The 23,033-nt window shown below is 69.4% G+C and carries 23 protein-coding genes; 13 read left to right on the top strand and 10 right to left on the bottom strand.

Annotated features, from left to right (window positions below; genetic code table 11):
* The 4 genes from VFS34_16895 to VFS34_16880 all read left to right on the top strand — a co-directional run.
* The coding region (locus VFS34_16895; protein ID HET9796129.1) for a branched-chain amino acid ABC transporter permease at positions 1-480 on the top strand (480 nt) is incomplete at its 5' end.
* The gene (locus VFS34_16890; protein HET9796128.1) at positions 477-1,487 is read left to right on the top strand and encodes a branched-chain amino acid ABC transporter permease; all 1,011 of its coding nucleotides are present in this window, start codon (positions 477-479) and stop codon (positions 1,485-1,487) included. The genes VFS34_16895 and VFS34_16890, both read left to right, overlap by 4 nt.
* A 1-nt stretch (position 1,488) precedes the next feature.
* A complete protein-coding gene (locus VFS34_16885) occupies positions 1,489-2,250 on the top strand; it encodes an ABC transporter ATP-binding protein (protein ID HET9796127.1) in 762 nt (253 codons plus the stop codon).
* Entirely contained in the window at positions 2,250-2,984 is a 735-nt protein-coding gene (locus tag VFS34_16880; protein HET9796126.1) for an ABC transporter ATP-binding protein, read from the top strand. Before VFS34_16885 ends, VFS34_16880 begins: the two co-directional genes overlap by 1 nt.
* 51 nt (positions 2,985-3,035) lie before the next feature.
* Here the strand turns inward: VFS34_16880 and VFS34_16875 are convergent, their stop codons facing one another.
* The 5 genes from VFS34_16875 to VFS34_16855 all read right to left on the bottom strand — a co-directional run bounded on the left by VFS34_16875 (position 3,036) and on the right by VFS34_16855 (position 9,495).
* Entirely contained in the window at positions 3,036-3,899 is an 864-nt protein-coding gene (locus VFS34_16875; GenBank protein ID HET9796125.1) for a dienelactone hydrolase family protein, read from the bottom strand.
* A 7-nt stretch (positions 3,900-3,906) separates the two neighbouring features.
* Entirely contained in the window at positions 3,907-5,055 is a 1,149-nt protein-coding gene (locus VFS34_16870; GenBank protein ID HET9796124.1) for a citrate synthase, read from the bottom strand.
* A 22-nt stretch (positions 5,056-5,077) separates the two neighbouring features.
* Complete coding sequence (locus tag VFS34_16865) at positions 5,078-6,625, bottom strand: phosphoenolpyruvate carboxykinase (ATP) (protein ID HET9796123.1); 1,548 nt, start codon at positions 6,623-6,625, stop codon at positions 5,078-5,080.
* Between the two features lie 84 nt (positions 6,626-6,709).
* Positions 6,710-7,969: a P-loop NTPase gene (locus tag VFS34_16860; GenBank protein ID HET9796122.1), complete on the bottom strand. Its 1,260-nt coding sequence runs from the start codon at positions 7,967-7,969 to the stop codon at positions 6,710-6,712.
* 47 nt (positions 7,970-8,016) lie between these two features.
* On the bottom strand, positions 8,017-9,495 hold the full coding sequence (locus VFS34_16855) for a hypothetical protein (GenBank protein HET9796121.1): 1,479 nt from the start codon (positions 9,493-9,495) through the stop codon (positions 8,017-8,019).
* Between VFS34_16855 and hpt the strand changes: the two genes are divergently transcribed.
* A complete protein-coding gene (gene hpt, locus VFS34_16850) occupies positions 9,494-10,060 on the top strand; it encodes a hypoxanthine phosphoribosyltransferase (protein ID HET9796120.1) in 567 nt (188 codons plus the stop codon). The genes VFS34_16855 and hpt overlap by 2 nt on opposite strands.
* A complete protein-coding gene (locus VFS34_16845) occupies positions 10,057-10,434 on the top strand; it encodes a RidA family protein (protein HET9796119.1) in 378 nt (125 codons plus the stop codon). Before hpt ends, VFS34_16845 begins: the two co-directional genes overlap by 4 nt.
* A 40-nt stretch (positions 10,435-10,474) precedes the next feature.
* Here VFS34_16845 and VFS34_16840 read toward each other — a convergent pair whose 3' ends face one another.
* Both VFS34_16840 and VFS34_16835 read right to left on the bottom strand, forming a co-directional pair.
* Positions 10,475-11,500 carry a GntG family PLP-dependent aldolase gene (locus VFS34_16840; GenBank protein HET9796118.1) on the bottom strand — a complete coding sequence of 342 codons (1,026 nt, stop codon included), beginning with the start codon at positions 11,498-11,500 and terminating at the stop codon, positions 10,475-10,477.
* 3 nt (positions 11,501-11,503) lie between these two features.
* Entirely contained in the window at positions 11,504-11,968 is a 465-nt protein-coding gene (locus VFS34_16835) for a hypothetical protein (GenBank protein HET9796117.1), read from the bottom strand.
* Between the two features lie 156 nt (positions 11,969-12,124).
* Between VFS34_16835 and VFS34_16830 the strand changes: the two genes are divergently transcribed.
* The 3 genes from VFS34_16830 to VFS34_16820 are packed head-to-tail and all read left to right on the top strand — an operon-like array spanning position 12,125 to position 13,909.
* Entirely contained in the window at positions 12,125-12,544 is a 420-nt protein-coding gene (locus tag VFS34_16830) for a hypothetical protein (GenBank protein ID HET9796116.1), read from the top strand.
* Entirely contained in the window at positions 12,541-13,191 is a 651-nt protein-coding gene (locus tag VFS34_16825; protein HET9796115.1) for an MBL fold metallo-hydrolase, read from the top strand. The genes VFS34_16830 and VFS34_16825 overlap by 4 nt, the downstream gene beginning before the upstream one ends.
* Positions 13,192-13,246: 55 nt before the next feature.
* Positions 13,247-13,909, top strand: coding sequence for a (Fe-S)-binding protein (locus VFS34_16820; GenBank protein HET9796114.1), 663 nt, complete (start codon positions 13,247-13,249; stop codon positions 13,907-13,909).
* A gap of 64 nt (positions 13,910-13,973) precedes the next feature.
* Here VFS34_16820 and VFS34_16815 read toward each other — a convergent pair whose 3' ends face one another.
* On the bottom strand, positions 13,974-15,419 hold the full coding sequence (locus VFS34_16815; protein HET9796113.1) for a PilT/PilU family type 4a pilus ATPase: 1,446 nt from the start codon (positions 15,417-15,419) through the stop codon (positions 13,974-13,976).
* A 51-nt stretch (positions 15,420-15,470) separates the two neighbouring features.
* The gene (locus tag VFS34_16810) at positions 15,471-16,640 is read right to left on the bottom strand and encodes a hypothetical protein (protein HET9796112.1); all 1,170 of its coding nucleotides are present in this window, start codon (positions 16,638-16,640) and stop codon (positions 15,471-15,473) included.
* Between the two features lie 23 nt (positions 16,641-16,663).
* Here VFS34_16810 and gatC point away from each other — a divergent pair, with 23 nt between their 5' ends.
* From gatC to VFS34_16795, 3 genes are read left to right on the top strand one after another with little or no spacing between them, the layout of a single operon-like run.
* Complete coding sequence (gatC, locus tag VFS34_16805) at positions 16,664-16,975, top strand: Asp-tRNA(Asn)/Glu-tRNA(Gln) amidotransferase subunit GatC (protein HET9796111.1); 312 nt, start codon at positions 16,664-16,666, stop codon at positions 16,973-16,975.
* Positions 16,976-17,000: 25 nt separating this feature from the next.
* Positions 17,001-18,452: an Asp-tRNA(Asn)/Glu-tRNA(Gln) amidotransferase subunit GatA gene (gene gatA, locus VFS34_16800; protein HET9796110.1), complete on the top strand. Its 1,452-nt coding sequence runs from the start codon at positions 17,001-17,003 to the stop codon at positions 18,450-18,452.
* A gap of 13 nt (positions 18,453-18,465) precedes the next feature.
* Complete coding sequence (locus VFS34_16795; protein ID HET9796109.1) at positions 18,466-20,259, top strand: N-acetylmuramoyl-L-alanine amidase; 1,794 nt, start codon at positions 18,466-18,468, stop codon at positions 20,257-20,259.
* 25 nt (positions 20,260-20,284) lie between these two features.
* Here VFS34_16795 and VFS34_16790 read toward each other — a convergent pair whose 3' ends face one another.
* On the bottom strand, positions 20,285-21,625 hold the full coding sequence (locus tag VFS34_16790) for a tetratricopeptide repeat protein (GenBank protein HET9796108.1): 1,341 nt from the start codon (positions 21,623-21,625) through the stop codon (positions 20,285-20,287).
* Between the two features lie 35 nt (positions 21,626-21,660).
* Here VFS34_16790 and thiC point away from each other — a divergent pair.
* Positions 21,661-23,033: phosphomethylpyrimidine synthase ThiC (thiC, locus tag VFS34_16785; protein HET9796107.1), on the top strand; the 1,373-nt coding region annotated here is incomplete at its 3' end.

Below are 23,033 nucleotides of genomic sequence, written 5' to 3'. Positions count from 1 at the left end.
AGCGTCCGGATCACCTCCGAGCAGCTCACCGTGTTCGTGGTGTCGATCGTCCTCACGGTGTTCCTCCTCGCGTTCATCCAGCGAACGCGCACCGGCAAGGCGATGCGGGCCGTCTCCTTCAACCTGGACGCGTCGAAGCTGATGGGGATCTCGACGGACAAGATCATCGCGATCACGTTCGCTCTCGGCTCCGCGTTCGCGGCCGCGGCCGGTGTGCTCGTCGCGATGGCGATCCCGAAGATCGACCCGCTGATGGGGATCATGTCGGGCCTCAAGGCCTTCGTCGCCGCCGTTCTCGGCGGCATCGGGAACGTGCCGGGCGCGCTGCTCGGCGGACTGATCATCGGAATCGCGGAAGTCTTCACGGTCGGGTATCTGTCGCCGACGTACCGGGACGCGATCGCGTTCGCGATCCTGATCGGCATCCTCCTCTTCCGTCCGCAGGGAATCCTCGGCCGGGTCGAGAAGGAAAAGGTGTGATCCGGCGGCTCGCGATCTTCGCGGCGGTCGTCGCCGCTCTCTGGGCCGCCAACGCGCTCCTGACGGGGGACCTCGTGTCCGGGGTGATGATCTCTCCCTACGTGCTCCAGGTGATCACCCTGGCCGGGATCAACATCATCCTCGCCGTCTCCCTCAACCTGATCAACGGGTTCACGGGACAGTTCTCGATCGGCCACGCCGGTTTCATGGCGATCGGTGCGTACACGTCCGCATTCCTGTCCGTCAGCTTCGGGACGGCTCTCGAACGCGCGTTCGTCTTCCTTCCGGTGGGACCCCGTCGCGGCGCGGTGCTCCTCCTCGTCCTCGCCGGGGGCGCCATCGCCGCGGCGATCGCCGGCTTCCTCGTCGGGGTGCCCTCGCTCCGGCTGCGCGGCGACTACCTGGCGATCGTCACGCTCGGGTTCGGGGAGATCATCCGGGTGTTCATCCTGAACATCGACGCCGTCGGCGGCGCGCGCGGCTTCGGCGGAATCCCGAAGTACTCGAATTTCGGATGGGTCTATTTCTTCGCCATCGCGACCGTCGTGGTCGTGTCGCGGATCGTCAACTCCTCTTTCGGCCGGACGCTGCTCGCGGTGCGGGAGGACGAGATCGCCGCGGAGGCGATGGGGGTCCATACGACGCGGTCGAAAGTGATCTCGTTCGTGATCTCGTCGGCGATGGCCGGGGTGGCGGGAGGCCTCTTCGCGCATTACCTGATGTACATCCACACGAACTCGTTCACGTTCCTGAAGTCGATCGAGATCATCATCATGATCGTGCTCGGCGGCATGGGTTCGATCACCGGGTCGGTCGTCGGCGCGGTGCTCTACATCGTGCTCACCGAGGGGCTCCGGACGTTCGAGCAGTACCGGATGGTGACGTTCTCGCTCCTCCTGATCCTCATCATGATCTTCCGGCCCCAGGGCCTCATGGGGCACCGGGAGCTCTTCGGGCGGAAGCGGCGGGAGGCGCGCCAGCCCTCCGCGCCGTCGATCGAGGCCTGACGTGGCGCTCCTCGATCTCCGCCGGGTGACGATGCGTTTCGGCGGCCTGACCGCCGTCAAGGACCTCGACCTCGTGATCGAGCCGCTCGCGCTCTACGGGCTCATCGGGCCGAACGGCGCGGGGAAAACGACGATCTTCAACATGATCACCGGCGTCTACCGGCCGACCTCGGGCGAGATCCTCTTCGACGGGCGGCGGATCCAGGGGGAGAAGCCCTTCCGGATCACCGAGTACGGGATCGCCCGGACCTTCCAGAACATCCGCCTCTTCGCGGAGCTCTCGGTGCTCGACAACGTGAAGGTGGCCTTCGCGGGACGCCAGCGGGCGACGATCCTTTCGGCCGTGACCCGCGGTCCCGTGCATCGCAGCGAGGAATCGCGCATCGAACGGGAGGCGATCGACCTCCTGCGCATCTTCAAGCTCGACGGCTTCGCCGGGGAAAAGGCGCGGAATCTCCCCTACGGGAGTCAGCGCCGGCTCGAGATCGCGCGGGCGATGGCGACGCGGCCGAAGATCCTCTGCCTCGACGAGCCCGCCGCGGGAATGAACCCCCACGAGGCGCGGGACCTGATGGCGCTGATCCGGTGGATCCGCGACGAGTTCAAGATGGCGATCCTCCTCGTCGAGCACAACATGAAGGTCGTGATGGGCGTGTGCGAGAAGGTCCACGTCGTCGACTACGGCTCGACGATCTGCCTCGGGACGCCCGCGGAGGTCCAGAAGGATCCGCGCACGATCGAAGCGTACCTGGGGGGGGCGTGATGCTCGGCCTTTCGACACCGGACGGGAAGACCGTCCTCGAAGTCCGGGACCTCGAGGTGAACTACGGGGCGGTGAAGGCCCTCCGCGGCGTTTCGCTCACGCTCGACCGCGGCGAGATCGTCACGCTGATCGGCGCCAACGGCGCCGGAAAGTCGACGACGCTCCGGGCGATCATGGGGCTCGTGCCCGCCGCGTCCGGCGCCGTGCTCTACCGGGGCGAACCGATCGGCGGGAAGCCGACGTTTCGCATCGTTCGCGACCGGATGACTCTCGTTCCGGAAGGCCGGGCGGTCTTCGCGAATCTCACCGTCCGCGAAAACCTCGAGCTCGGCGCCTATTCCCGGCGCGACGACGCGGTCGACGGGGACCTCGATCGCGTCTTCACGGTCTTCCCGCGACTCAAGGAGCGGGTGCGGCAGCGCGCCGGGACGCTTTCCGGGGGGGAGCAGCAGATGCTCGCGATCGGGCGGGCCCTGATGTCGCGCCCGGACGTGCTCCTCCTCGACGAGCCGTCGCTCGGGCTCGCGCCCCTCCTGGTGCACACGATCTTCGAGTCGATCGAGAACATCAACCGGGAAGGGGCCTCGGTCCTCCTCGTCGAGCAGAACGCGAACGCGGCCTTGAAGCACAGCCACCGCGCCTACGTTCTGGAGACGGGTTCCGTCACGTTGTCGGGGCGGTCCGAGCAGATCGCGACCGATCCCAGGGTGAAGGAAGCGTATCTGGGCGAGTAGGCCACCCGGTGCGCGGGACCCCCGGCCGGCCGGCGGCGACGCCGGCCTTCTTCATGCCCGGGAACCCCCGGGTGACGGAGCGAGCGCCCCCCGAAAGAACCCGACCGTCTTCTCCCACGCCTCGCGGCTGGCGGCGATCCGAAAGTCGGGGCTTTCCTCGTCGAAGAACGCGTGTCCCGCCTCCGGGAAGACGGCGATCTCGTGCGGAACCCCGGCGGCCGCGAGGATTCGCCCGATGGCCTCGCGTTCCGCGGCTCCGGCTTCCCGATCCGTCGCGCCGTAGAGGAAGAGCACCGGCGAGCGGAGCGACTCGTATTCGAGGATCGGCATCGTCTCTGCCGGCCGGAGCGGGAAACGGGCGGCGATCCCGCCGCCGGACCAGACGGCGAGGGCCCGGACGCGCTCGCCGAGCTCGCAGGCCGCGCGAAAGCCGTTCCGGCCGCCGACGCCCAGCCCGAGGATGCCGACCCGCCCGGGATCCGCTTCCGCGCAAAGCGCGAGATATCCGATCGTCCGTCCGACGAGCTCCCGGACGCGCTCCGGCGAGAGACTCGCGGCGAGCGCCCTCGCCTCGGCCTCTTCCTCGATCCGGAACGAGGAGCGGACCGGAAATCCGCTGAACCCCTCCTCGGCGGCGATCTCCATCGGATACGACATCCAGGGCGGCGCGCCCGCGGCGACCGAGAACGGGTGCGCGTACGGGTTCGGCGCGAGGGTGAAGAATCCCTCGCGCGCGAGCCGGTTCGCGAGGGCCCGCACCTCCGGCGTCAGCCCGCGGGCGTCGGGGAGCACGATGACGGAAGGGGAGGGCGAGGAGGATTCCGGGACCGCTTCGTGCGCGGGGTACTGCTGCACGAGGGTCGTGTTCGGCTCCATGTCGACCATGCCGGCGCGGCGGAGCCCCGGAACGCTCATCGGGCGTTCAGCGCTGATCGAGAGGAAGCCAGGGCTGCCGGTAGGCGGGGCCGAGGTACTCGGCGCGCGGACGGATGAGCCGGTTGTTCCGGTGCTGCTCCATCACGTGGGCGGTCCAGCCGGCGCAGCGGGAGAGCGCGAAGATCGGCGTGTAGAGGTCGGGCGGAATGCCGAGCATGTAATACGTCGACGCCGAATAGAAATCGACGTTGCAGTTGAGCCCCTTCTCCTCGCGGACGAGCTCCTCGATCCGCCGCGACATCGCGTACCACCGGTCGTCGCCGGTCGACTGCGCGAGGTCGCGGGACATGCCCCGCAGGTGAGTCGCCCGCGGGTCCTCGGTCGTGTAGACGCGGTGTCCGAATCCCATGATCTTCTTCTTCGCCGCGAGCCGGGCGCGGATCGCCTCGTCGACCCGGGACGGATCGCCGATCTCGATCAGCATCCGGATCACCGCTTCGTTGGCCCCGCCGTGGAGTGGCCCCTTCAGCGTTCCGATCGCGGAGACGATCGCGGAGTGCATGTCGGAGAGGGTGGCCGCCGTCACGCGCGCCGCGAACGTCGACGCGTTCAGCTCGTGGTCCGCGTGGAGGACGAGCGCCGTGTCGAAGGCGCGGACCATCCCGGTCGACGGGGGAGCGCCGTTCAGCATCCAGAGGAAATCTTCCGCGTGTCCCCGCGCCGGGTCCGGCTCGACGGGATCCTTGCCGTCGCGGAACCGGCGGATCGCGGCGACGATCGTCGCCATGCGGGCCGTCAGCCGGACCGCCTTGCGGCGGTTCGCGTCCGGTTCGTTCGAGGCGACGTCCGGGTCCGTTTCCGACAGCGCGGACACCGCCGTCCGGAGGACGTCCATCGGGACCATCCGGCGCACGAGGAATCCGCGGACGAGGGAGAGGATCTCCTCCGGCACGGCCCGCTCGGCGCCGAGCGACGCGCGCGTCTCCGCGAGCTCCGGCGCGGCGGGAAGGCGGCCCTCCCAGAGCAGGAAGCAGACTTCCTCGAAGGAGGCGTGCTCCGCGAGGTCGTGGATGTCGTAGCCGCGGTAGGACAGGACTCCCCGCACCCCGTCGATGTAGCAGATGGAGGATTCGGCCGCGACGATGTCCTCGAGGCCTTCCCGGAAGGCGCGGGCTTCGTTTTCCGCCGTCTTCACCACGTGATCGTCGCGCCGCGCGTCAGCGGCGGCCTTCGATCGCCGCCGGGATCGAAGGATCGAGCCCGGGGAACTGCGCGAGCCACTGCTCGCGCTCGCCCCGGAGCTTCGAAACCCGCGCGGCGTACTCGGAGGGCGAGTAATGCGAGCGGGGGTCGTACTTCGAGAGGTCGACGCCGGGTACCGACGTCGGGACCTGGTATCCCCAGTCGGGATCGAGCTGCCAGGCGATGCCGTCCTTGGCGATCTGCTTCATGATCTCGCTCGAGGCGCGGATCGTGATCTTCTCGCCCGGGGACCCGTCGCGTGCGCCGATGGCGCCGGTGTTCAGGAGGTATGCCTGCATGTCCGAGTGGTCGCGGAGGAACCGCAGGATCCGGTTTCCCTCCTCCTCCTCGGGGCCGACGATGAACGGGTTCGTGCCGACCTCCCGCTTGGCCTGGCCGGCCCGCGTCGGGTCGCCTGCCGAGGTCTCGATCGACTCCCCGAGCATGAAGAAGGCCGCCCCCTGTTCCGGCGTCAGCCGGGCGACGACCGGGACGACGTCGTTGCGGCGCGTGATGAAGACGATCTTGTTCGCCTTCGGGAGATCGATACCGTCGTCGGTTCCATGGATGAACCTCCGGAGGACGACGCCGCGCCCGTTCGAGGTGAGCGACGTGTCGCAGAAGTCGATCGACCCGTCGTCGCGGACCCGCACGTTCTCGAAGCAGGCGGTCGGCGAGATCGCGGCGTCCCAGAGGACCCGCTGCGAGGGTTCCAAGCCTTCGGTCTTGATGTAGAAGCCGTCCTCCGTTCCGAAGGCGCGGCCGTCGGCGGCGAGGAGGACCACGTCGTCCTGCTTGATGACGACCCGCTCCGGCGCTTCGAGGCCGTGGTCGTGGAGCGTCAGCGTCGTCTTTCCCGTACCGGAGAGCCCGAAGAGGAGGAATCCGACGTCGTGGAGCTTTCCGTCCCGTCCCGTCACGCGCAGGATCTTCGATCCGGCGTGCAGGCCGAGGCCCCCCTTCTGCTTGATCCAGTACATCGCCTGGCGGAGCATCGACTCCTTCGCTTCGCCGGGGTAGTCCGTCCCGCAGATGTAGGTGTAGCCCTCGTTCGCATCGAGGAAGATCACCTTTTCCGGCCAGTCGGGGATGTAGACCGAGACGAAGTCCGGCGTGCCGGACGGGTCGATCGGGAAGAGCATGTTGTGCCACATCGCGGCGATCCGGGCGAATTCGACCGGAACGAAAAGCCGGCAGTGGAGCGAGGCCTCGGGCGCCATCCCCATGCGGCGGTCGACCTGGATCAGCTCCCGGTCGGCGAGCGACTCCTGGAGCTTGCGGACGAGCTCGGCGGCCCGCTCGGGATCCATTCCCTTCTGGTGCTTCCCCAGGAGCACCCCGTTCTCGACGACGTACGTGTCCTTCGCCGAGCGGTTCTTCACGCGGGTGGCGTAGACGGGGGAGCCGTACGCGGAGGTGGTCTCTTCGCGCCGCGCCAGCTCGCGCAGGTCCTTCCCCGAGAGGCCGCGGTGGATCTTCCGCGCCGTGATCTTCTTCGGGTTGACGGCTTCGACGGTGCTCATGATCCTCCTGCGGTCCGGAATTCCGGAATGGGCGTTTCTATCAGCGATCCCCGGAAGAAGTCAAAAACGCCGGGGCACGAAGGCTCATCCCGTCGCCTCGGACCGGGGCAAGAGATGTGCCAGGATTTCCTCCCGGCTGCAGATCCGGGTCTCCCCGAACTCCGAGGTCCGGACGCTTTCCATCAGGTGGAGCGCCCGGTGCGTGATGTAGGAGAAATTCTCCCGGACTCCCGACTCACGCTGGTCGGCGTACATGGCCCGCAACGCCTCGAGCTGCCGGTCGAGGGCCCGGGCGGGGTCGGCGGGACGGAAGCGCGGGCGAGGGGGGGCGGAGGCCCGCGTCTCGGGCTCGAGCCGCAGGAAAGAGCGCTCGAGCGCCTGGATTTCGAGCTCCGCGGCCGTCGGAGCCGGAGGCGGAGCGGGCTCGGGGTCCGGGGAGAGGAGCACCGGGCAGCGGCGGCGGTTCGCCTCGTGGATGCGGTCGTGTCTCACGATCCAGCCGAGGTTCGTGACCGGGAGCCGGGCGGAGACGTTCTCGACGAGGTTCGAGACGAAGGGCTCGATCGCGGTCTCGTACGACTCGCGAACTCCGTTGAACATGTTGAGCACGTAATAGACGCGGAAGTCCTCGACGCTCTCGCGGAGGAGGTCGACGAGAGGGTCGTCGCCGAGGCTCCCGCCGAGGTCCTCCAGGAACGCGTCGATGTTCGGGATCGAATCGTCGTAGACGTCCTCGACGGCGTCGAGGAGCTCGCTGATCATCCGCGGATCGTGCGACGAGAGCGCGGCGCGGTCGTAGACGGGGGAGCCGGGAGCGAAAAGGATCCGGAGCTTCCGGAAGAGAATCGCCTTGACGATGTCGGAAGCGGCGAGGGTGGCGGCCGGGAGCTCCGGGGTGAAGATCAGGATCCCCGAATTCGAGTAGGGCAGGAAGTCGATGACGTTGGCGTCCAGCCCCGCTTTCAGGTCGACGACCACGTACGTCGCGGGGAGCCGGTTGATGGCGCCGATCAGCTTGGCCCGGGCGGCTTCCCCGAAATTCGTGATGTCCTCGATCATGTGGCGGGGACCCGCGACGAATCCGAAATCCCGGTAGCGTCCCGTCGGATCGAGCGACGCGGGAAGGCGGGTCACGCACTCCGTCAGGGGCGCGTCCTTGCGGAAGAAGTGGTAGAGATCCTTGTCGACCGGTGCGTCGATGCTGTTGCGCACGGAGGAAGTCCCGGTGTCGAGGTCGACGAGGATCGTCGGGGCGGCGGTCGCGAGGGAGAGCGCGAAATTGACGGCGAACGTCGTTTTTCCGACGCCTCCCTTCCCGGAAGAGACCGTGACGATCCTTTTCATCGGAGGTTTTCGGCGACTCTAGCACAGCGCCCGACGGCGCCGGCGGCTCACGCGGGTTCGGCGTCGTGGAGGAGCCAGAGCCCGGAGTAGGCGTACAGCAGCCGGAACCGGGAACGGACGAGCGCCTTGACTTCCTCGGGGAGCGACTCTTCTCCGGCCTCGTGGATGAGCGCGGCGAAACGGCGATCGGTGTCGGCCGCCAGCCGGAGCGTCTCCTCCGCGCGGGCGCGAAGGGGGGGCAGCGGGCGTCCCATCTTCTTCGCGCGCGTCCACTGTCCGACGTCCTCTTCGGCGCGGACTCGGAGGGCGGCGCCTTCCAGCAGCAGGGCGTCGCGGTCCGAGATCGCGCGGCCGTTCCCGGCGATCGCCCGCTTGGCCGCGCGGACTTCCCAGCTCTCGAGCCCCAGGTTCCCGATCTCCTTCAGGTTCCCCTCTCCCATCTCGACGGCGGCGAGAACCTTGTCGATGGCCTCGCGGAGCGCGCCGGCGGAGTCTTCGGTCCCGCGGGACGGGAGATCCTCGTCGATCTCGAGGGCGTCGTCGATTTCGTCGCCGTCGATCCGGCGGAGGTCGAATTTCTCCAGCACGTCCGAGATCCGGTGCTTGAGCGCGAGGAGGTCGCCCGCGCGGACGTTCGCCTCCTCCTGGAGGTGCTCGAACTGGCGCCGCGCGTCGCGGAACCGCTCGAACTCGGGGGGGACGGGCCCGCCGTGCGCGATTTCACGCTCCAGGTTCTCGATCCGCTCCGCCGCCTCCTGGATCCGCTGCCGCTCCTCCTCGAAGAACCGGTGGAACACCGACCGGGTGCGGACGTTCGCGAGGCCGACCGAAGCGAGGACGCGCGGGTTGGCGAGCGCGAACCCGAGCCGACGCTTGATCGTGCGGATGTTTTCGACGCGCCGCTCCCGGACGAGGTCTTCGAACGAACGGCAGGCCGCGACGTCGGCGGCGAGCTCGTCCATGGCGGAAACGAGCGCGGCCGCCTCGTCGCCGTCGACGGCGGGCCAGGAACAGCCGGAGACGATCGCCTCGAAGAGCCGCTCCGCGTCCTCGCGCTCCCGCGGCTGCGTCACCGCGCTTTCGGGACGCGCGGCGGCGATCGTGACGAGGAAGTCGAGCTTGTCGGCCGTGTCGTCGTCGAGCTCCGGCTGCGAGAAATAGAAACGCAGCAGGTGATAGACGATCTTCGGATCCTGTGGCTTGACCTTGTCGAAGAACCGGCGCAGGAGGGACGGCCCGAGGGCCCGATCCGCGAGGCGGAGCGTCCGGGTCGCGAGCGACAGCTCCGTATCGATCCGGTCGAGGCGGTCGCGAACGTCGTCCGGCGCCGCCGGAGAGGTGACCGCGGAGCTGACCTCGCGGAGGCGGTCGTAGACGCCGTTGAAATCGAGATCGTAGGAGGGAGTGTCGCCGAGGAACGTGTGATGCACGCCCCTGAGAAACTGGTGGAAGGTCCAGAGAGCCTTGAACTTCTCCGTCAGCCGGATGTAGGCTCCATGCAGGTCCTCGAGTTCGGCGACGAGCATTCTTGGGATCCTGGTTTATTCTAGACCAGGAGGCCTCCTGGCGCACAAGCTTTCGCGGACCATCCTCGACGAAAGGCAGATCGCGGAGGGCGTCTCGCGCGTGGCCGCCGGGATCGACACCGACCTCGACGGCCGCCCGGTCCTGCTGGTCGGCATCCTCAAGGGCTCCGTGTTCTTCCTCTCCGATCTCGCCCGGCAGCTCCGCTCCCCGGTGACGATCGATTTCCTCCAGGTGTCGTCATACGGGGAGGGCACCCGCTCGTCGGGGAACGTCCGGGTCGTCCGCGACCTCTCGACGGACGTCGCGGGACGGAACGTCGTCGTCGTCGAGGACGTCGTGGACACCGGGCGCACCCTCGAGAAGATCGTCGGGATGCTCCGCGACCGCGGTCCGGCGACCCTGCGGGTCTGCGCGCTCCTCCGAAAGCCGGGGGCGCCCCCCGTCGATTACGTCGGATTCGAGATCGAGGACCGGTTCGTGGTGGGATACGGTCTCGACGTCGCGGAACGGTACCGGAATCTCCCGTACGTCGCGGCGGTCGAGGAAGAAGGAGACGAGGAATGAATCGGATCTCGACGGACAAGGCCCCGAAGGCGATCGGCCCTTATTCGCAGGCGGTCGAATCGCACGGGTTTCTCTTTTCGGCGGGTCAGGTCGGTCTCGATCCGGCCACGATGAAGATCGTCGAAGGAGGTATCGAGACGCAGGCGGCACGCGTGTTCGACAACCTGGAGGCGGTTCTGGCGGAAGCGGGGCTGGCGTTCTCGGACGTCGTCAAGACGACGGTGTTCCTGACGACGATGGCGAACTTCGCGCCGATGAACGCCGTCTACGCGGCGCGTTTCGGGGAGCACCGGCCGGCCCGGTCGACGGTCGCGGTCGCCGAGCTCCCGGCCGGTGCGCTCGTGGAGATCGACGTGATCGCCCGACGGCGGTGAGGCGCCTGCGGCACGCTCCCGCGGGGACCGAATCGGGGGATCAGCTCTCCGCGATCCGCCGGGCGGCGGTCAGCGCCCGGTCCACGTCGGCGGCGGTGACGTCGCGGTGCGTGACCATCCGCACCTCCTCCCCCGGGTAGGCGCCGCACAGGACTCCCTCGCCGCGGAATCCGGCGACCCAATCGGCGGCGTGCTTCCGGCCCGAGGCGACGAAGATCACGATGTTCGTCGCGCAGCCGTAGGGGAGCGAGATCCCGGGGAGGCCGGAGAGCCCTTCCGCCAGGCGGCGCGCGAGAGCGTGGTCCTCGACGAGACGATCACGCGAGTCGAGCGCGACGAGCGCGGCGGCGGCGAGAATTCCCGCCTGGCGCATGCCGCCACCGAACAGCTTGCGGGCGCGGCGCGCTTCTTCGACGAAGCCGTGCGTTCCCGCGACGGCGGATCCGACCGGAGCTCCCAGACCCTTGGAGAAACAGACGTTGACGGAGTCGGCGCCGGCGGCGAGCTCCCGTTCGGGGATCCCCGTCGCCGCGGCGGCATTCCAGATCCTCGATCCGTCGAGATGCAGCGCGATCCCGCGCCGCCGGCAGAGCGCCGCCAGGCCCTTCTGCGCGTCGAGCGGCACGATGCGCCCTCCCCAGAAGTTGATCGTGTTCTCGAGGGCGAGGAGGGCGGTCCGGGGGCGAAGCGGGTGGTCCGTCTGGATCCACGGCTCGACGTCCGCCGGCGTGAGGATCCCGTCGGCGGTCGCGATCGGGCGGGGCAACAGCCCCGAGAGCGCCGACATCGCCGCCATTTCGGCGTTGAAGACGTGCGCCCGCGACTCGACGATGACCTCGGATCCCGGCCGGGCGAGCACGCGGAGCGAGATCTGGTTCCCCATCGAGCCGGTCGGCACGAAGAGCGCCGCCTCCCGGCCGAGGAGCTCCGCCGTACGATCCTCGAGCCGGCGGACCGTCGGGTCTTCGCCGTAGACGTCGTCGCCGACTTCCGCCTCCGCCATCGCGCGCCGCATCGCCCCCGTCGGGCGGGTGACCGTGTCGGAGCGGAAGTCGGAGAACGTCACGGGCTAGGGCGCGCAGAGGAGAGCGGCGAGGGCGCACGCGAGACCGAGCATCGTCACGCGCGAGGAGCGCCGGTGAAGGACCCCGAAACGGCGGCGCCACGGATCGTCCTCGGGAATGACGTCGAACGATCCGGCCTGCGCGCGGTAGTAGCGCATCCGGGGCCGGAGCACCATCGAGGTATAGACGTTCCCCGCGATCGCGAGGAAGGCTCCGATGGCCGTCACCGCGGCGCGCCCCGCGATTCGTCCTTCGCGGCCGACCGCCGAGAAGATTCCGAGCACCAGGACGAGCGACAACCCGTGCTCGATCGCGCCGAGTCGCGCGAGGATCGCGCCGAACACGTCTCCCGCCATGTCGCGGGAGGGTACGAGGCCGAAGATCCGCGGCGCGGCGGCGGCGGCGAGAAAGGTCCCGCCGACCCAGAGCGCGAGCGGGAGGCGGATCAACAGCAGGTCGCTCCAGTGCACGGGGGGAGTATAGCGGGCGCGGCGATGCATCGAGCCGGGCGGGCGCGCGCGGATTCGCGTCGCCCGATCCCCGGAGAGAGGATGAGCTGCGCCCGGCGTCCGCGGGATTCGATGCGGCGATCGTGTCTCGTCCGAGGGAGGCGATAGACTGGATTCGTGGAGGCCAAGGGAGACGACCGCCATCTTTCCGAAGTTCTCGACGACCTGATCCTCGGGCGGGGCGTGACGCGGGGACGGCACGAGCTCGTCTGGAACGGGCGCGACGTGAGCGACGAATTCGTCGGGCGTCTGCAGGCGAACGGATTCCGGCCGACGACCGTTCGCGAGGCGCCGATCGAGGCGGGGGAGAGGATTCCCGCGTTCTGCGTGCGGGGCGGCGTGGCCGAGTTCGGCTGGCTGCGGTGGGAGATCTTCACGCCGAGATCGAGGAGGAAGCTCTTCGCCTCGGAACGGCGCCTCGCCGGGAACGACGAATGGGCCGTGCAGATCAACCTCGGATCGACGGAGAGGGTCTGGGCGGACCCGGCGCGAAAAGAGAGACACGAGGTGAACGTCGTGGTGCCGGTCCGCGCATGACTCTTCGCGTCGCGGAGATCCTCGCGGTCGGGCCGCTCGCCTGCAACTGCGCGATCCTCGTCGACGGCGAGACGGCTCAGGCGGCCGTCGTCGACCCCGGCGACGAACCGGAGCGGATTCTCGACGCGCTGGGGCGCGCCGGCGCGAAGGCGGTCGTCCTGCTCCACACGCATGCCCACTTCGATCACATCGCGGCGGCGGGCGCCGTTCACCGGGCCACCCGCGCGCCGATCCGGCTCCATCCCGAGGACCGTTTCCTCTACGAGATGCTCCCGGAGCAGGGCCGCCTCTTCGGGTTCCGGTTCGACGATCCGGAGAAGGTGACCGAGCCGCTCGTCGACCGGGAGACGATCCCGGTCGGCTCGTCGGAGATCCGCGTGATCCACACTCCCGGCCATTCGCCGGGCTCGGTCAGTTTCCTCTCCGACGGAGACGAGCCCGTTCTCCTCTCGGGAGACACGCTCTTCCGCGAATCGATCGGACGGACCGACCTTTGGGGGGGATCGTTTCCGGAGATCGAGCGGTCGATCCGCGAACGGCTCTACTCGCTCCCCGACGCGCTGAGGGTCGTGCCCGGCCACGGCGAGGAGACGACGATCGGATGGGAGAAGCGGCGGAATCCGTTCGTGAGATCGGAGACGATCTGAAGAGCCGCGGCGCCCGGACCGGTTTGCTACAATGCGCGCCCGGAAGGACGGTGGAATGAAGCTTTCCCTTCGCGAACAGAGTCGACTCCTCGCCGATTTCTGGAGCCAGAACCCGGTCCTCGATCCCGAGACCGGGGAACCGATGCGGGCCTTCTACGTGGACCGCACGTTCAAGCCCCAGGTCGTGATGGTCACCCCGAAGGGGAAGATGTACCGTTTCGACCAGAAGCCGAAGCAGATCCAGTTCTCGTCCGGGCATCTCCGCGCCATGGTCAACGACGCGCAGGAGCGCGAGGCGCCCGCTTGCCCCCAGGATTTCGAGCCGCTCGTCGTCTATCGGACGCCGGCGCAGCATCTCCCCCAGCAGTGGGACTATGCGTTCGTCTGCCCGAGCTGCCTCTCCTACGGCCGATGGCTCAACACCGGGAAGGTGGAGGAGGAGAAAGCGAAGGCGCCGAAGAAGGAGGCGCCCGCTTTCCACGACGAAACGATCCCGCTCCCCAAGCGCATGGAGATGGCCAAGGACGGGGACCTCAAGACGAAGCTCTTCGCGGCAATGGCCCAGACCGACTGCACGGCCTGCGGATACGACTGCGAGGGCTACGCGGCGGCCCTCGCCGCCGGCACGGAGAAGGACTCGAATCTCTGCGTCCCCGGCAAGGAGCCGACGGCCATCCTCCTGAAGGAGCTCCTGAAGGCGGCCGGAAAAACGGGCTGACCCGGAGCGGGCCCGTTTCGGATCTCGAAATCGGGAGGACGTCGCGCGGCCGGGGCGCGCGACGCTATCGCTTGAAGAAGCCTTCGTTCGCGGCGGGCTTGCGTCCGCCGGCGTATTCGGAGAGCTGCTGGTTCAACTGCTTGATCCGCTCGTTGAGCGCCGCGATCTTCTGCGCCGCGTCCTTCTGGGTGCGGTCCGCGTCGGTGCGCAGGCGGGCGGCCTCGGACTCGAGGTCCGCGTATCCCTTCGCCTTCGCCTCGTTCAGGCGCTTCTGGTCGTCGATCTCCTGGCGAAGGCGGGTGACTTCCTCCTGGACCTCCGTCATCCGCATCTTCCACTTCTCCTCCTGCTCCTCGTAGAGCTTCTTGGTGTCCATGAGGCCGGTGATGACGGAGAAATCGTTGAACGACGGCATGGCTCCTCCTCGGAACGACTCTTCGATCTGGGGGAACAGCTTCCGGAGCTTCAGCGACAGGTCCTCGGGGTCGGTGGAGGCCTCCATCGCCTTGTCGTAGGAGATCTTCTGGTGGACCAGGAGCGCGAGGAGCGACTGGTTCATCGACTGCATCCGGTAGTAGCCGACGGACGATTCGATTTCCTCGACGATGTCCTTCGTCTCGCCCTGGTCGATGTGCTTGGCGATCTTGGGCGAGTTGATCATCACCTCGACGACGGCCGTGAGGCCGGCGCCGTCGGACTTCTCGATCAGTTTCATCGACACGATCGCCCGGAGAACCAGGGCGAGCTGGGACCGCACCTGCCGCTGCAGGGCGGGAGGGCAGGAGTCGATCATGCGGTCGATCGCCTGCGCCGCGTTGTTGGTGTGGAGCGTCGAAAAGACGAGGTGGCCCGTTTCCGCGGCGGTGATCGCGGTCTGCATGGTCTCCCAGTCGCGCATCTCGCCGACCATGATGACGTCGGGATCCTGGCGGACGACGTTCTTCAGCGCCTCCTTGAAGCTCGGCGTGTCGGTCCCGACCTCGCGCTGCGACACGGCGGCGACGCCGTCGGAGAGCAGATATTCGATCGGATCCTCGATCGTCACGATGTGCACGGGCCGCTTCTCGGTGATCTCGCGCATGATCGCGGCGAGCGTCGTCGATTTTCCCGACCCGGTCGGGCCGGTGACGATCACGAGGCCGGCCGGGAGGTGCGCGAACGAACCCAGAACGTCGGGGAGCTCGAGCTCGTCGATCGTCGGCAGCTTGAAGGGGATGCGGCGAAACGCGGCGGCGAACGAGCCGCGCTGGGTGTAGATGTTCGCGCGGAATCGCGCGACCCCCTGCAGGCCGTAGCCGACGTCCACGGCGAGATCCTGCTCGAGCCGCTGCTTCTGGAGCGGCGTGAGGATCGGCAGGAGCATGTCCTCGAGAGTCTTCGGCGAGAGGGGGTCCGTCTTCAGGGGGATCATCTTCCCGTTCAGGCGGAGCAGCGGCGGCCGCATCGGCTTGAGATGCAGGTCGGACGCACCCTTCTTGGCGGTGAATTTCAGGAGTTCCGAAAGCTCCAACTCTCCCCCTGGTCGGCAGTGCGCGAAGAGTAACCCAGCCTCCGCCGCCGGTCAAACGCGGCGGCGCTCGAGGCCGGCCCGAATCTCGTCCCGGGACCGCCAGCGGCGGGTGAACCAGGCGTAGCGGGCGGCCTCGAGCCTCCGGCCGACCTCGGGTCCGGGAGCGATCCCGAGCCACGCCCGCACGTCGTCGCCGCCGATCGGCGCCTCGCGCTTTTCGACGCGGCGCGCCGCCGAGCGGAGCGCGCGCACGCGCGCCGATTCCGTCCGGTTGGCGGCGGCCGCGTCGGCGAGACGGAGGAGCGAGGGGAGATCGTCGCGAAACGGAAAGAGCGCGCGTTCCGGGGAGCGGCCGGAGAATGCCGCTTCCAGGAAACGGCGGCGCCGGGCGATCTCGCGGATTTCGGCCCGCGAAAACTTCGCGCGCCACAGGGCATCGACGGCCCTCCCTTCCCGGACGGAAGCGGCGCGGAAGAAGATCGCGAGACGGTCCGCCACCGTGGCGGAGCGCGGCTTTCGGCCGGGATCGGGAAAGCGCCGCGCCGCGCGGGTCAGCGCCGGCGCGTCGCCGATGCCCAGCGCCCGGGCGAGTACGCCGTCGGCGGCCGCCCAGCCGATCGCGCGCGGAAACTCGCCGGCAAACAGGCGGATGAGCTCGTCGTGCACGCGCTCCGGGGCGGCCTCGGAAAGCCGCCGGACGTGCCGCGCCAGGCTCTTCCGCGTCGACGGCGCGATCGTCCATCCGCGAACCGCCGCGAGACGATAGGCGCGGAGGACGCGCACGGGGTCGCTCGCGAGATTCGCCTCGGAAATCGAGCGGATCCGACCCGCGCGGAGATCGGCGGCGCCCCCGAAGGGATCGATCAGCCGCCGCTTGCCCGCTTCGCGCGCGAGCGCGTTGACGGTGAAATCCCGGCGCGCGAGATCCGTCTCGATCGTCTCCCCGCGTTCGAAGCGGGCGACGTCGACGACGGAGCCCTCCTTCGCGATCCTCCAGACGGGAGCGGGGGAGCCCGGGGGCGCGAGAGGAAATGCCGTTCCGAATCCCTCGGCCGAGAGGGCCCGTGCGAGCCTCTCCTCGCCTTCCGGGACGGCGACGTCGACGTCGGCGACGGGCAAGCCGAGAAGCGCGTCCCGGATGGCGCCGCCGACGAGATAGGCGGTCGTTCCGGTTTCCTTCGCGGCGGTCCGGATCGCGCGCTCGACCGATCGCAGGCGCATCCCGAGAGGGTACAATGGTTCCAATGACATCCGCGTTCGAGAACCCGTTCCTTTCGCGGGAGGGCGTCGAACGGATCGCCCGTCTCGCGCGCCTCCATCTCTCGCCCGGAGAGGCCGATGGCCTCGCTCCGAAGCTCGAACACATCCTCGCGCACATCGAACGCATCGCGGAGATTCCGGACGCCGAGCTCCCGGAACCGGAAGCCCCCCCTCCGACGCCGCTTCGGACCGACCGGCCGATTCCCGGGGAGGGGCGCGAGGAGCTCGCCCGAAACGCCGCCGTCACCGCCCACGGCCTCGTTCCGGTGCCGCGGGTCGTCGACGCGAGCCGATGACCCGGCCGGGTCGCGCGGGGCGCCGTTGAGCCCCATCGGCGAGATCGTCTCGGCGATCCGTGACCGTTCGACGACGGCCGAGCGGATCGCCGGCGACGCGCTCGACCGGATCGCCCGGATCGAGCCCCGGATCGGCGCTTTCCTGACGTGGGACGAGGAGCGGGTGCTCGCGGAAGCCCGCCGCGTCGACCAAAGGATCGCGGCGGGGGAGGATCTCCCCCTCGCCGGCGTGCTCGTCGGCATCAAGGACAACATGACGGCGGAGGGCTACCCCGCGTCGTGCGCCTCCCGGATTCTCGAAGGTTTCACGCCCGGATACGACGCGACGGCGGTCGCCCGCCTGAAGACGGCGGGAGCCATCGTCGCGGGAAAGACGAACCTCGACGAGTTCGCGATGGGATCCTCGACCGAGAATTCGGCCTTCCAGAAGACGCGCAACCCGTGGGATCCGGAGCGCGTTCCCGGCGGGTCGTCCGGCGGGAGCGCGGCGTCGGTCGCGGCCCGCGAGGTCCCCGCGGCCCTCGGCTCCGACACGGGAGGCTCGGTCCGCCAGCCGGCGGCCCTGTGCGGCGTCGTGGGACTGAAGCCGACGTACGGACGGGTCTCCCGCTTCGGCCTCGTCGCTTTCGCGTCCTCCCTCGATCAGATCGGGCCGATCGCGGCGACGGTCGAAGACTGCGTCCGGATCTACGCGGCGATCGCGGGTCCGGATCCGCGCGATTCGACGGCTGCTCCCGACGTTCCGGCCGGAGACCCGCTGGCGGCGCTCGGGCGCGGCGCGAAGGGTCTCCGGGTCGGCGTCCTTCGGGAGGCCGCCGTCGAGGGCGCCGACCCGCAGGCGCTCGAGAACTTCGCGCAGGCCGTGTCGGCGCTCGAACGCGCGGGCGCCGTCGTCGAGGAAGTCTCGGTCCCGCGCGCGCCGTTCGCGATCCCCGTGTATTACGTGGTCGCCAACGCCGAAGCGTCCTCGAATCTCGCCCGCTACGACGGGATCCGGTACGGCCCCCGCGACGAGGCGGCCGATCTCGCGTCGTTCTACGCGGATCACCGGACCCGGGGCTTCGGCGCGGAGGTGAAGCGGCGGATCCTGCTCGGGACGTTCGCTCTCTCGGCGGGCTACGCCGACGCGTTCTACGGGCGGGCGAGCCGGGTGCGGGCGCTGCTCAAGCGCGATTTCGCCGCGGCGTTCTCCCGCGTCGACGCGATCGCCTGCCCGACCGTTCCCGGGCCGGCATTCCGCCTCGGCGAGAAGGTCGACGATCCGCTCGCGATGTATCTCTCCGACATCTACACGACCCCGGCGTCCCTCGCCGGGATCCCGGCCATCTCGGTTCCCTCCGGGTTCTCCCGCGAGGGGCTGCCCCTCGCGCTCCAGTTGATGGCGCCGCCGTGGCGGGAAGAGACGCTCTTCGCGCTCGCCGCCGCCTACGAGCGCGAGACCCGGTTCACGGATGCCGTTCCGCCGATCGCGGGTTGACTCGGGCGTCGGGGTGCGGCGCTTCCGAACGAAGGGGATCCGGGTCGCGGCGGTCTTCGCGGCCGTCTTCGCCTCGGCCTTCCCGGGCCTCCCCGCCGCGGTGGCCGGAGCGGCCGTCGAGGACCCCGAGTTCGTCCGGACCGCCGTCGTCTCGCCGGAGTTGAAAGTGTCGATCGCCCGGGGCGACCTCGTCTTTCTGTTCGCCAAGCCGCTTCCGGGAGAAGGGGTCGAGGCGTTCGCGCGCCGGTTTTCGGAGGACCCGAAGACGCAGGAGAAGATCCTCGCGCTGAACCATCGGGAAAAGGTCGGGGCGGCGGGCGTCTTCCTCCGCGTCCCGTACGAGCTCCTCTCCGACAACTACAAGAAGATCGCGATGCAGGCGCTCTTTCCGGAGGACTCGGGGCACCCCGAGTCGTGGACGCACCTCGTCACCGCGCCCGCCGGCTCGCCGGAGAGCCTCTGGCGCATCGCCGAGTGGTTCACGGGAGACGGCGCCCGGTACACGGAGATCCGCCGGGCGAACTCCCTCGCCTCGCTCGAGACCGAGAAGGGGCAGAAGATCGAGATTCCCTCGTCGCTCCTCCTTCCCGGTTTCCGCTCCGAGGCCCTCGCCGCCGAGTCTGCGGCGCTTCCCGCGCTCTCCTACGGCTCCGACGGGTCGGGGAAGTACGCGCTGTACCGGCTGCAGAAGGGGGAGGCGCTGTATTCCGCCGTCGTCGCCCGCTTCACCGGGCTCGTCCACGCCGAGGACGTCAACGCGGAAGCGGCGAAGATCGCCGCGCGGAGCGGGATCACCGACGTGCGAGCGATCCCGGTCGGCTTCGCGGTGAAGATCCCGCGCGACGACCTCCTCCCGGAATACCGGCCGCCCGACGATCCTGCCCGCCGGGAGCACGAGCGCTCGCTCCTCGAGACCGCGCAGTTCGTCAATCGGATCCGGGCGACGGACCTGAAGGGCGTGACGGTCGTCCTCGACCCGGGACACGGGGGACGCGACACGGGGGCGCTCGTCGACGGCGTCGCCGAGTCGCGCTACGTCTACGACATCACGATGCGGATCGCGGACCTGCTGCGGCGGCACACGAAGGCGAAGGTGGTCTGCACCGTCGAGGACGGGAGCTCGGCGGCGATCCCGGACCGCGACCGGCTCCCGGCATCGTCGGGCGGACGCGTCATGACGACGCCGCCCTATCCGATCGAGGACACGGTCGCGGGCGTCCATCTCCGCTGGTATCTCTCGAACGCGCTGCTCCGCACGGCCGTGCGGCGCGGCGGCGACCGTTCCCGCGTGGTCTTCCTCTCGATCCACGCCGACTCGCTCCATCCCTCGGTGCGCGGCTCGATGGTGTACATCCCGGGCGAGCGGCTCCTCAAGAGCTCGTTCGGAAAGTCGGGGGCCGTCTACGAGGCGCGCCGGGAGTACCGGCAGGAGCCGCGCGTCTCCTTTTCCCGGCGCGAGCGCCTCGAATCCGAGGGCGTATCGCGGCAGTTCGCGGAGGATCTCGTCGGGAGCTTCCGGCGAGACGGCCTCGCCGTCCACGCGTTCAACCCGATCCGCCAGAGCGTCATCCGCTCGGGTCGCGAGTGGGTCCCCGCGGTCATCCGATACAACGCGATTCCGGCCCGCGTCCTCCTCGAGGTGTGCAATCTCAACAATCCCGAGGACCACGCGCTCATCCAGACGCGGACCTACCGGGAAAACGTGGCCCGGGGCGTCGTCGAAGCGCTCTCCGCGTTCTACAGCGGACCGCCCGGAAAGCCGAAGAAGGGCGCGATCCCCGAAACTTCCACGCGGAGGAGCCGATGACCCGAGAGGCGGACTCGCGGCATCGTCAGGGCTTCTTCTCCTCCAGGAACGCCTTCCAGCCCGGATCCTCGGCGATCGGCGTGAAGTTTCCGTCGGCCGCGAGCCGGGAGCGATCGAGCGGACGGATCTTCTCCTCGTCCCGCAGGCGCGCGATCGCGTTCGCCGCATCGCCGGCGGCGCCGTAGAGGCTCGCACTGAGGGCGTAGAGGTCGGCCGCCGAGGGGTCGAGCGAGAGCGCGCGGGCGAGGGCGCCCTGCGCTCCCTCCCAGTCGCGGAGGTGGCCGTAGGCGACCGCTTCGAAGAAGAGCGAGTTGGGATCGGGAGGGGCGGCCGCGAAGTACCGCGTCCAGTTCCGGAGCGCCTCCGTGTCGCGGCCCGCCGCCGTGTCGAGCCGGGCGAGACCGGCCCATCCGCCCGGCGCCGGTTTCGGGGGAGCGAGCGCCCGCGTATACGACGACTGCGCTTCCGGCACGTCCCCCGCTTCCTCGGCGAGCCGGCCGAGGACGAGATGGAGGGGCTCGGGCGCGGCGCCGAGCGAGATCGCGGCGCCGGCGGCGGCGCGCGCCCGGGAGCGATTCCCGCGGGCGACGGCGAGCTGGAACTGCTGCAGCGGATATCCCCACGGCGGCCCGTCCGACAGGCGGACCTCGATCGGCTCGTTCCAGATGCGGGAGACGGCGAGGTATCCGTCGGCGGCGAAGAGGAGGGCGGGCGCGGCCGCCGCGAGCAGCACGACGACCCGTTCGCGCGGCTTCGCGCGCCGCGAGAAGAGGAACGCCACGATCAGGACGCCGACGAGTCCCGCCGCGCGCGGCCAGGCGGCGCGCCGCGCTTCCTCGGAGCGGCGCCGCGGCCGTGCGACCGGCGGAGGGCCGAGCGCCTGGACGGCCTCCTGGCGGAGCGATCGTCCCAGATCGGTCAGGGCGACGTCCTCGATGCGTCCTTCGGGCCCGGGATTGCGGATCCGCCACTCCGTCTTCAGGTATCCCGACGAGACGGCGACGAGGAGCGCGGCGATCGCGTCGCCGCCTTCCGCGCGGATTCCGAGCGCGAGCGGGGGCTTCGCGGGGATCGCCCGCGCGGAGAAGGGCCCGCCGAACCAATCGATCATCCTCTCGACGATCTCCCGGCGCTGCCTCGGGGTGAGCCGCGGAGCGAGATCCTCCCCGACCGCGGCGGCGACGAGAGATCGCTCGTCGAAGATCCCTCCGGGAAACGGCGTGCGGTGCCGCGCGAGCGCCTCGACGGCCCGGCGGGCGAGCACGTTCGCTTCTTCCGCCTGCGGCGCCGCGAGAGGGACGTCGCCGCCCGCCGCGCCCCCCGCGACGAGCAGGGCCGCGGCGAACGCGAACGAGCTTCTCAACACGGTCGTCCGGATTATAGAATCGCGGCGGGGGAACCATGAGGAGCCGGGCGGGGGATTCGCCGACCAATTCCGTCGTGACGACCGACCCGATTCCGGGCTCGCGCAAGCGTCACCTGGCGGGACCCGGCGGAATCCGCGTCCCCGTCCGGGAAGTCGAGCTCTCGCCGACGCGCTCGGCCGCGGGCGTCGAGCTCAATCCTCCTCTGCGCCTCTACGACACCTCGGGCCCTTACACCGACCCCGACGTGACGATCGACGTGCGCGCGGGCCTCGCGCCGCTCCGCGAATCCTGGATCGAGGCGCGCGGGCCGTACGACCGCATGGCCCCGTCCTATCGCGCGGTGCCGGGGCACAGCGATCCCGGGCTGCCGCTTCCGCCCCGGCGTCGGGTGCTCCGGTCCCGGGGAAACGCGACCCAGATGCACTGGGCGCGTCGAGGCGTCGTGACCCCGGAGATGGAGTTCGTCGCGCTGCGGGAAGGCGTCGAGCCGGAGCTCGTTCGCTCCGAGGTCGCCCGCGGGCGCGCCATCATTCCCGCCAACGTCAACCACCCGGAGCTCGAGCCGATGATCATCGGCCGGAACTTCCTCGTGAAGATCAACGCCAACATCGGAAACTCCGCGGTGACCTCCTCGATCGAGGACGAGGTCGAAAAGATGGCGTGGGCGATCCGCTGGGGCGCGGACACGGTCATGGACCTCTCGACCGGGAGGAACATCCACGAGACGCGCGAGTGGATCATCCGGAACTCGCCCGTTCCGATCGGAACGGTTCCGATCTACCAGGCGCTCGAGAAGGTCGGCGGAAAGGCCGAGGAACTGACTTGGGAGATCTTCCGGGACACGCTCATCGAGCAGGCGGAGCAGGGGGTGGATTACTTCACCATCCACGCAGGAGTCAGGCTCGCCTACGTGCCGCTCACGGCCAAGCGGGTGACGGGCATCGTGTCCCGCGGGGGCTCCATCATGGCCGCCTGGTGCCTGGCCCATCACCGGGAATCGTTCCTGTACACCAACTTTCCCGAACTGTGCGACATCTTCGCCCAGTACGACGTGACGTTCTCGCTGGGCGACGGTCTGCGGCCCGGATCGATCGCCGACGCCAACGATGCCGCTCAGTTCGCCGAGCTGCGCACGCTGGGCGAGCTGACCAAGATCGCCAAAGCCCATGGCGCACAAGTGATGATCGAGGGACCGGGCCACGTCCCGATGCACAAGATCGTCGAGAACGTGCGGCTCGAGGAGGAGCTGTGCGAGGAGGCCCCGTTCTACACGCTGGGGCCGCTGACCACCGACATCGCGCCGGCATACGACCACATCACCTCCGCGATCGGCGCGGCGATCATCGCGCAGGCGGGTACGGCGATGCTGTGCTACGTCACGCCCAAGGAGCACCTCGGCTTGCCGGA

The sequence above is a fragment of the Thermoanaerobaculia bacterium genome (genome assembly GCA_035717485.1).
Lineage (GTDB): Bacteria > Acidobacteriota > Thermoanaerobaculia > UBA5066 > DATFVB01 > DATFVB01.
The sequence above is the reverse complement of the archived record's forward strand: the minus strand, read 5'-3'. Positions and strand labels throughout refer to the sequence as shown.

What these genes read in the sequence shown, in the direction of transcription:
- VFS34_16880 (HET9796126.1), top strand. Translation starts at nt 2,250, where the DNA reads ATGCTCGGCCTTTCGACACCGGACGGGAAGACCGTCCTCGAAGTCCGG.
- VFS34_16875 (HET9796125.1), bottom strand. Translation starts at nt 3,899, where the DNA reads ATGAGCGTTCCGGGGCTCCGCCGCGCCGGCATGGTCGACATGGAGCCG.
- VFS34_16865 (HET9796123.1), bottom strand. Translation starts at nt 6,625, where the DNA reads ATGAGCACCGTCGAAGCCGTCAACCCGAAGAAGATCACGGCGCGGAAG.
- VFS34_16860 (HET9796122.1), bottom strand. Translation starts at nt 7,969, where the DNA reads ATGAAAAGGATCGTCACGGTCTCTTCCGGGAAGGGAGGCGTCGGAAAA.
- VFS34_16855 (HET9796121.1), bottom strand. Translation starts at nt 9,495, where the DNA reads ATGCTCGTCGCCGAACTCGAGGACCTGCATGGAGCCTACATCCGGCTG.
- VFS34_16845 (HET9796119.1), top strand. Translation starts at nt 10,057, where the DNA reads ATGAATCGGATCTCGACGGACAAGGCCCCGAAGGCGATCGGCCCTTAT.
- VFS34_16825 (HET9796115.1), top strand. Translation starts at nt 12,541, where the DNA reads ATGACTCTTCGCGTCGCGGAGATCCTCGCGGTCGGGCCGCTCGCCTGC.
- VFS34_16820 (HET9796114.1), top strand. Translation starts at nt 13,247, where the DNA reads ATGAAGCTTTCCCTTCGCGAACAGAGTCGACTCCTCGCCGATTTCTGG.
- VFS34_16810 (HET9796112.1), bottom strand. Translation starts at nt 16,640, where the DNA reads ATGCGCCTGCGATCGGTCGAGCGCGCGATCCGGACCGCCGCGAAGGAA.
- gatC (HET9796111.1), top strand. Translation starts at nt 16,664, where the DNA reads ATGACATCCGCGTTCGAGAACCCGTTCCTTTCGCGGGAGGGCGTCGAA.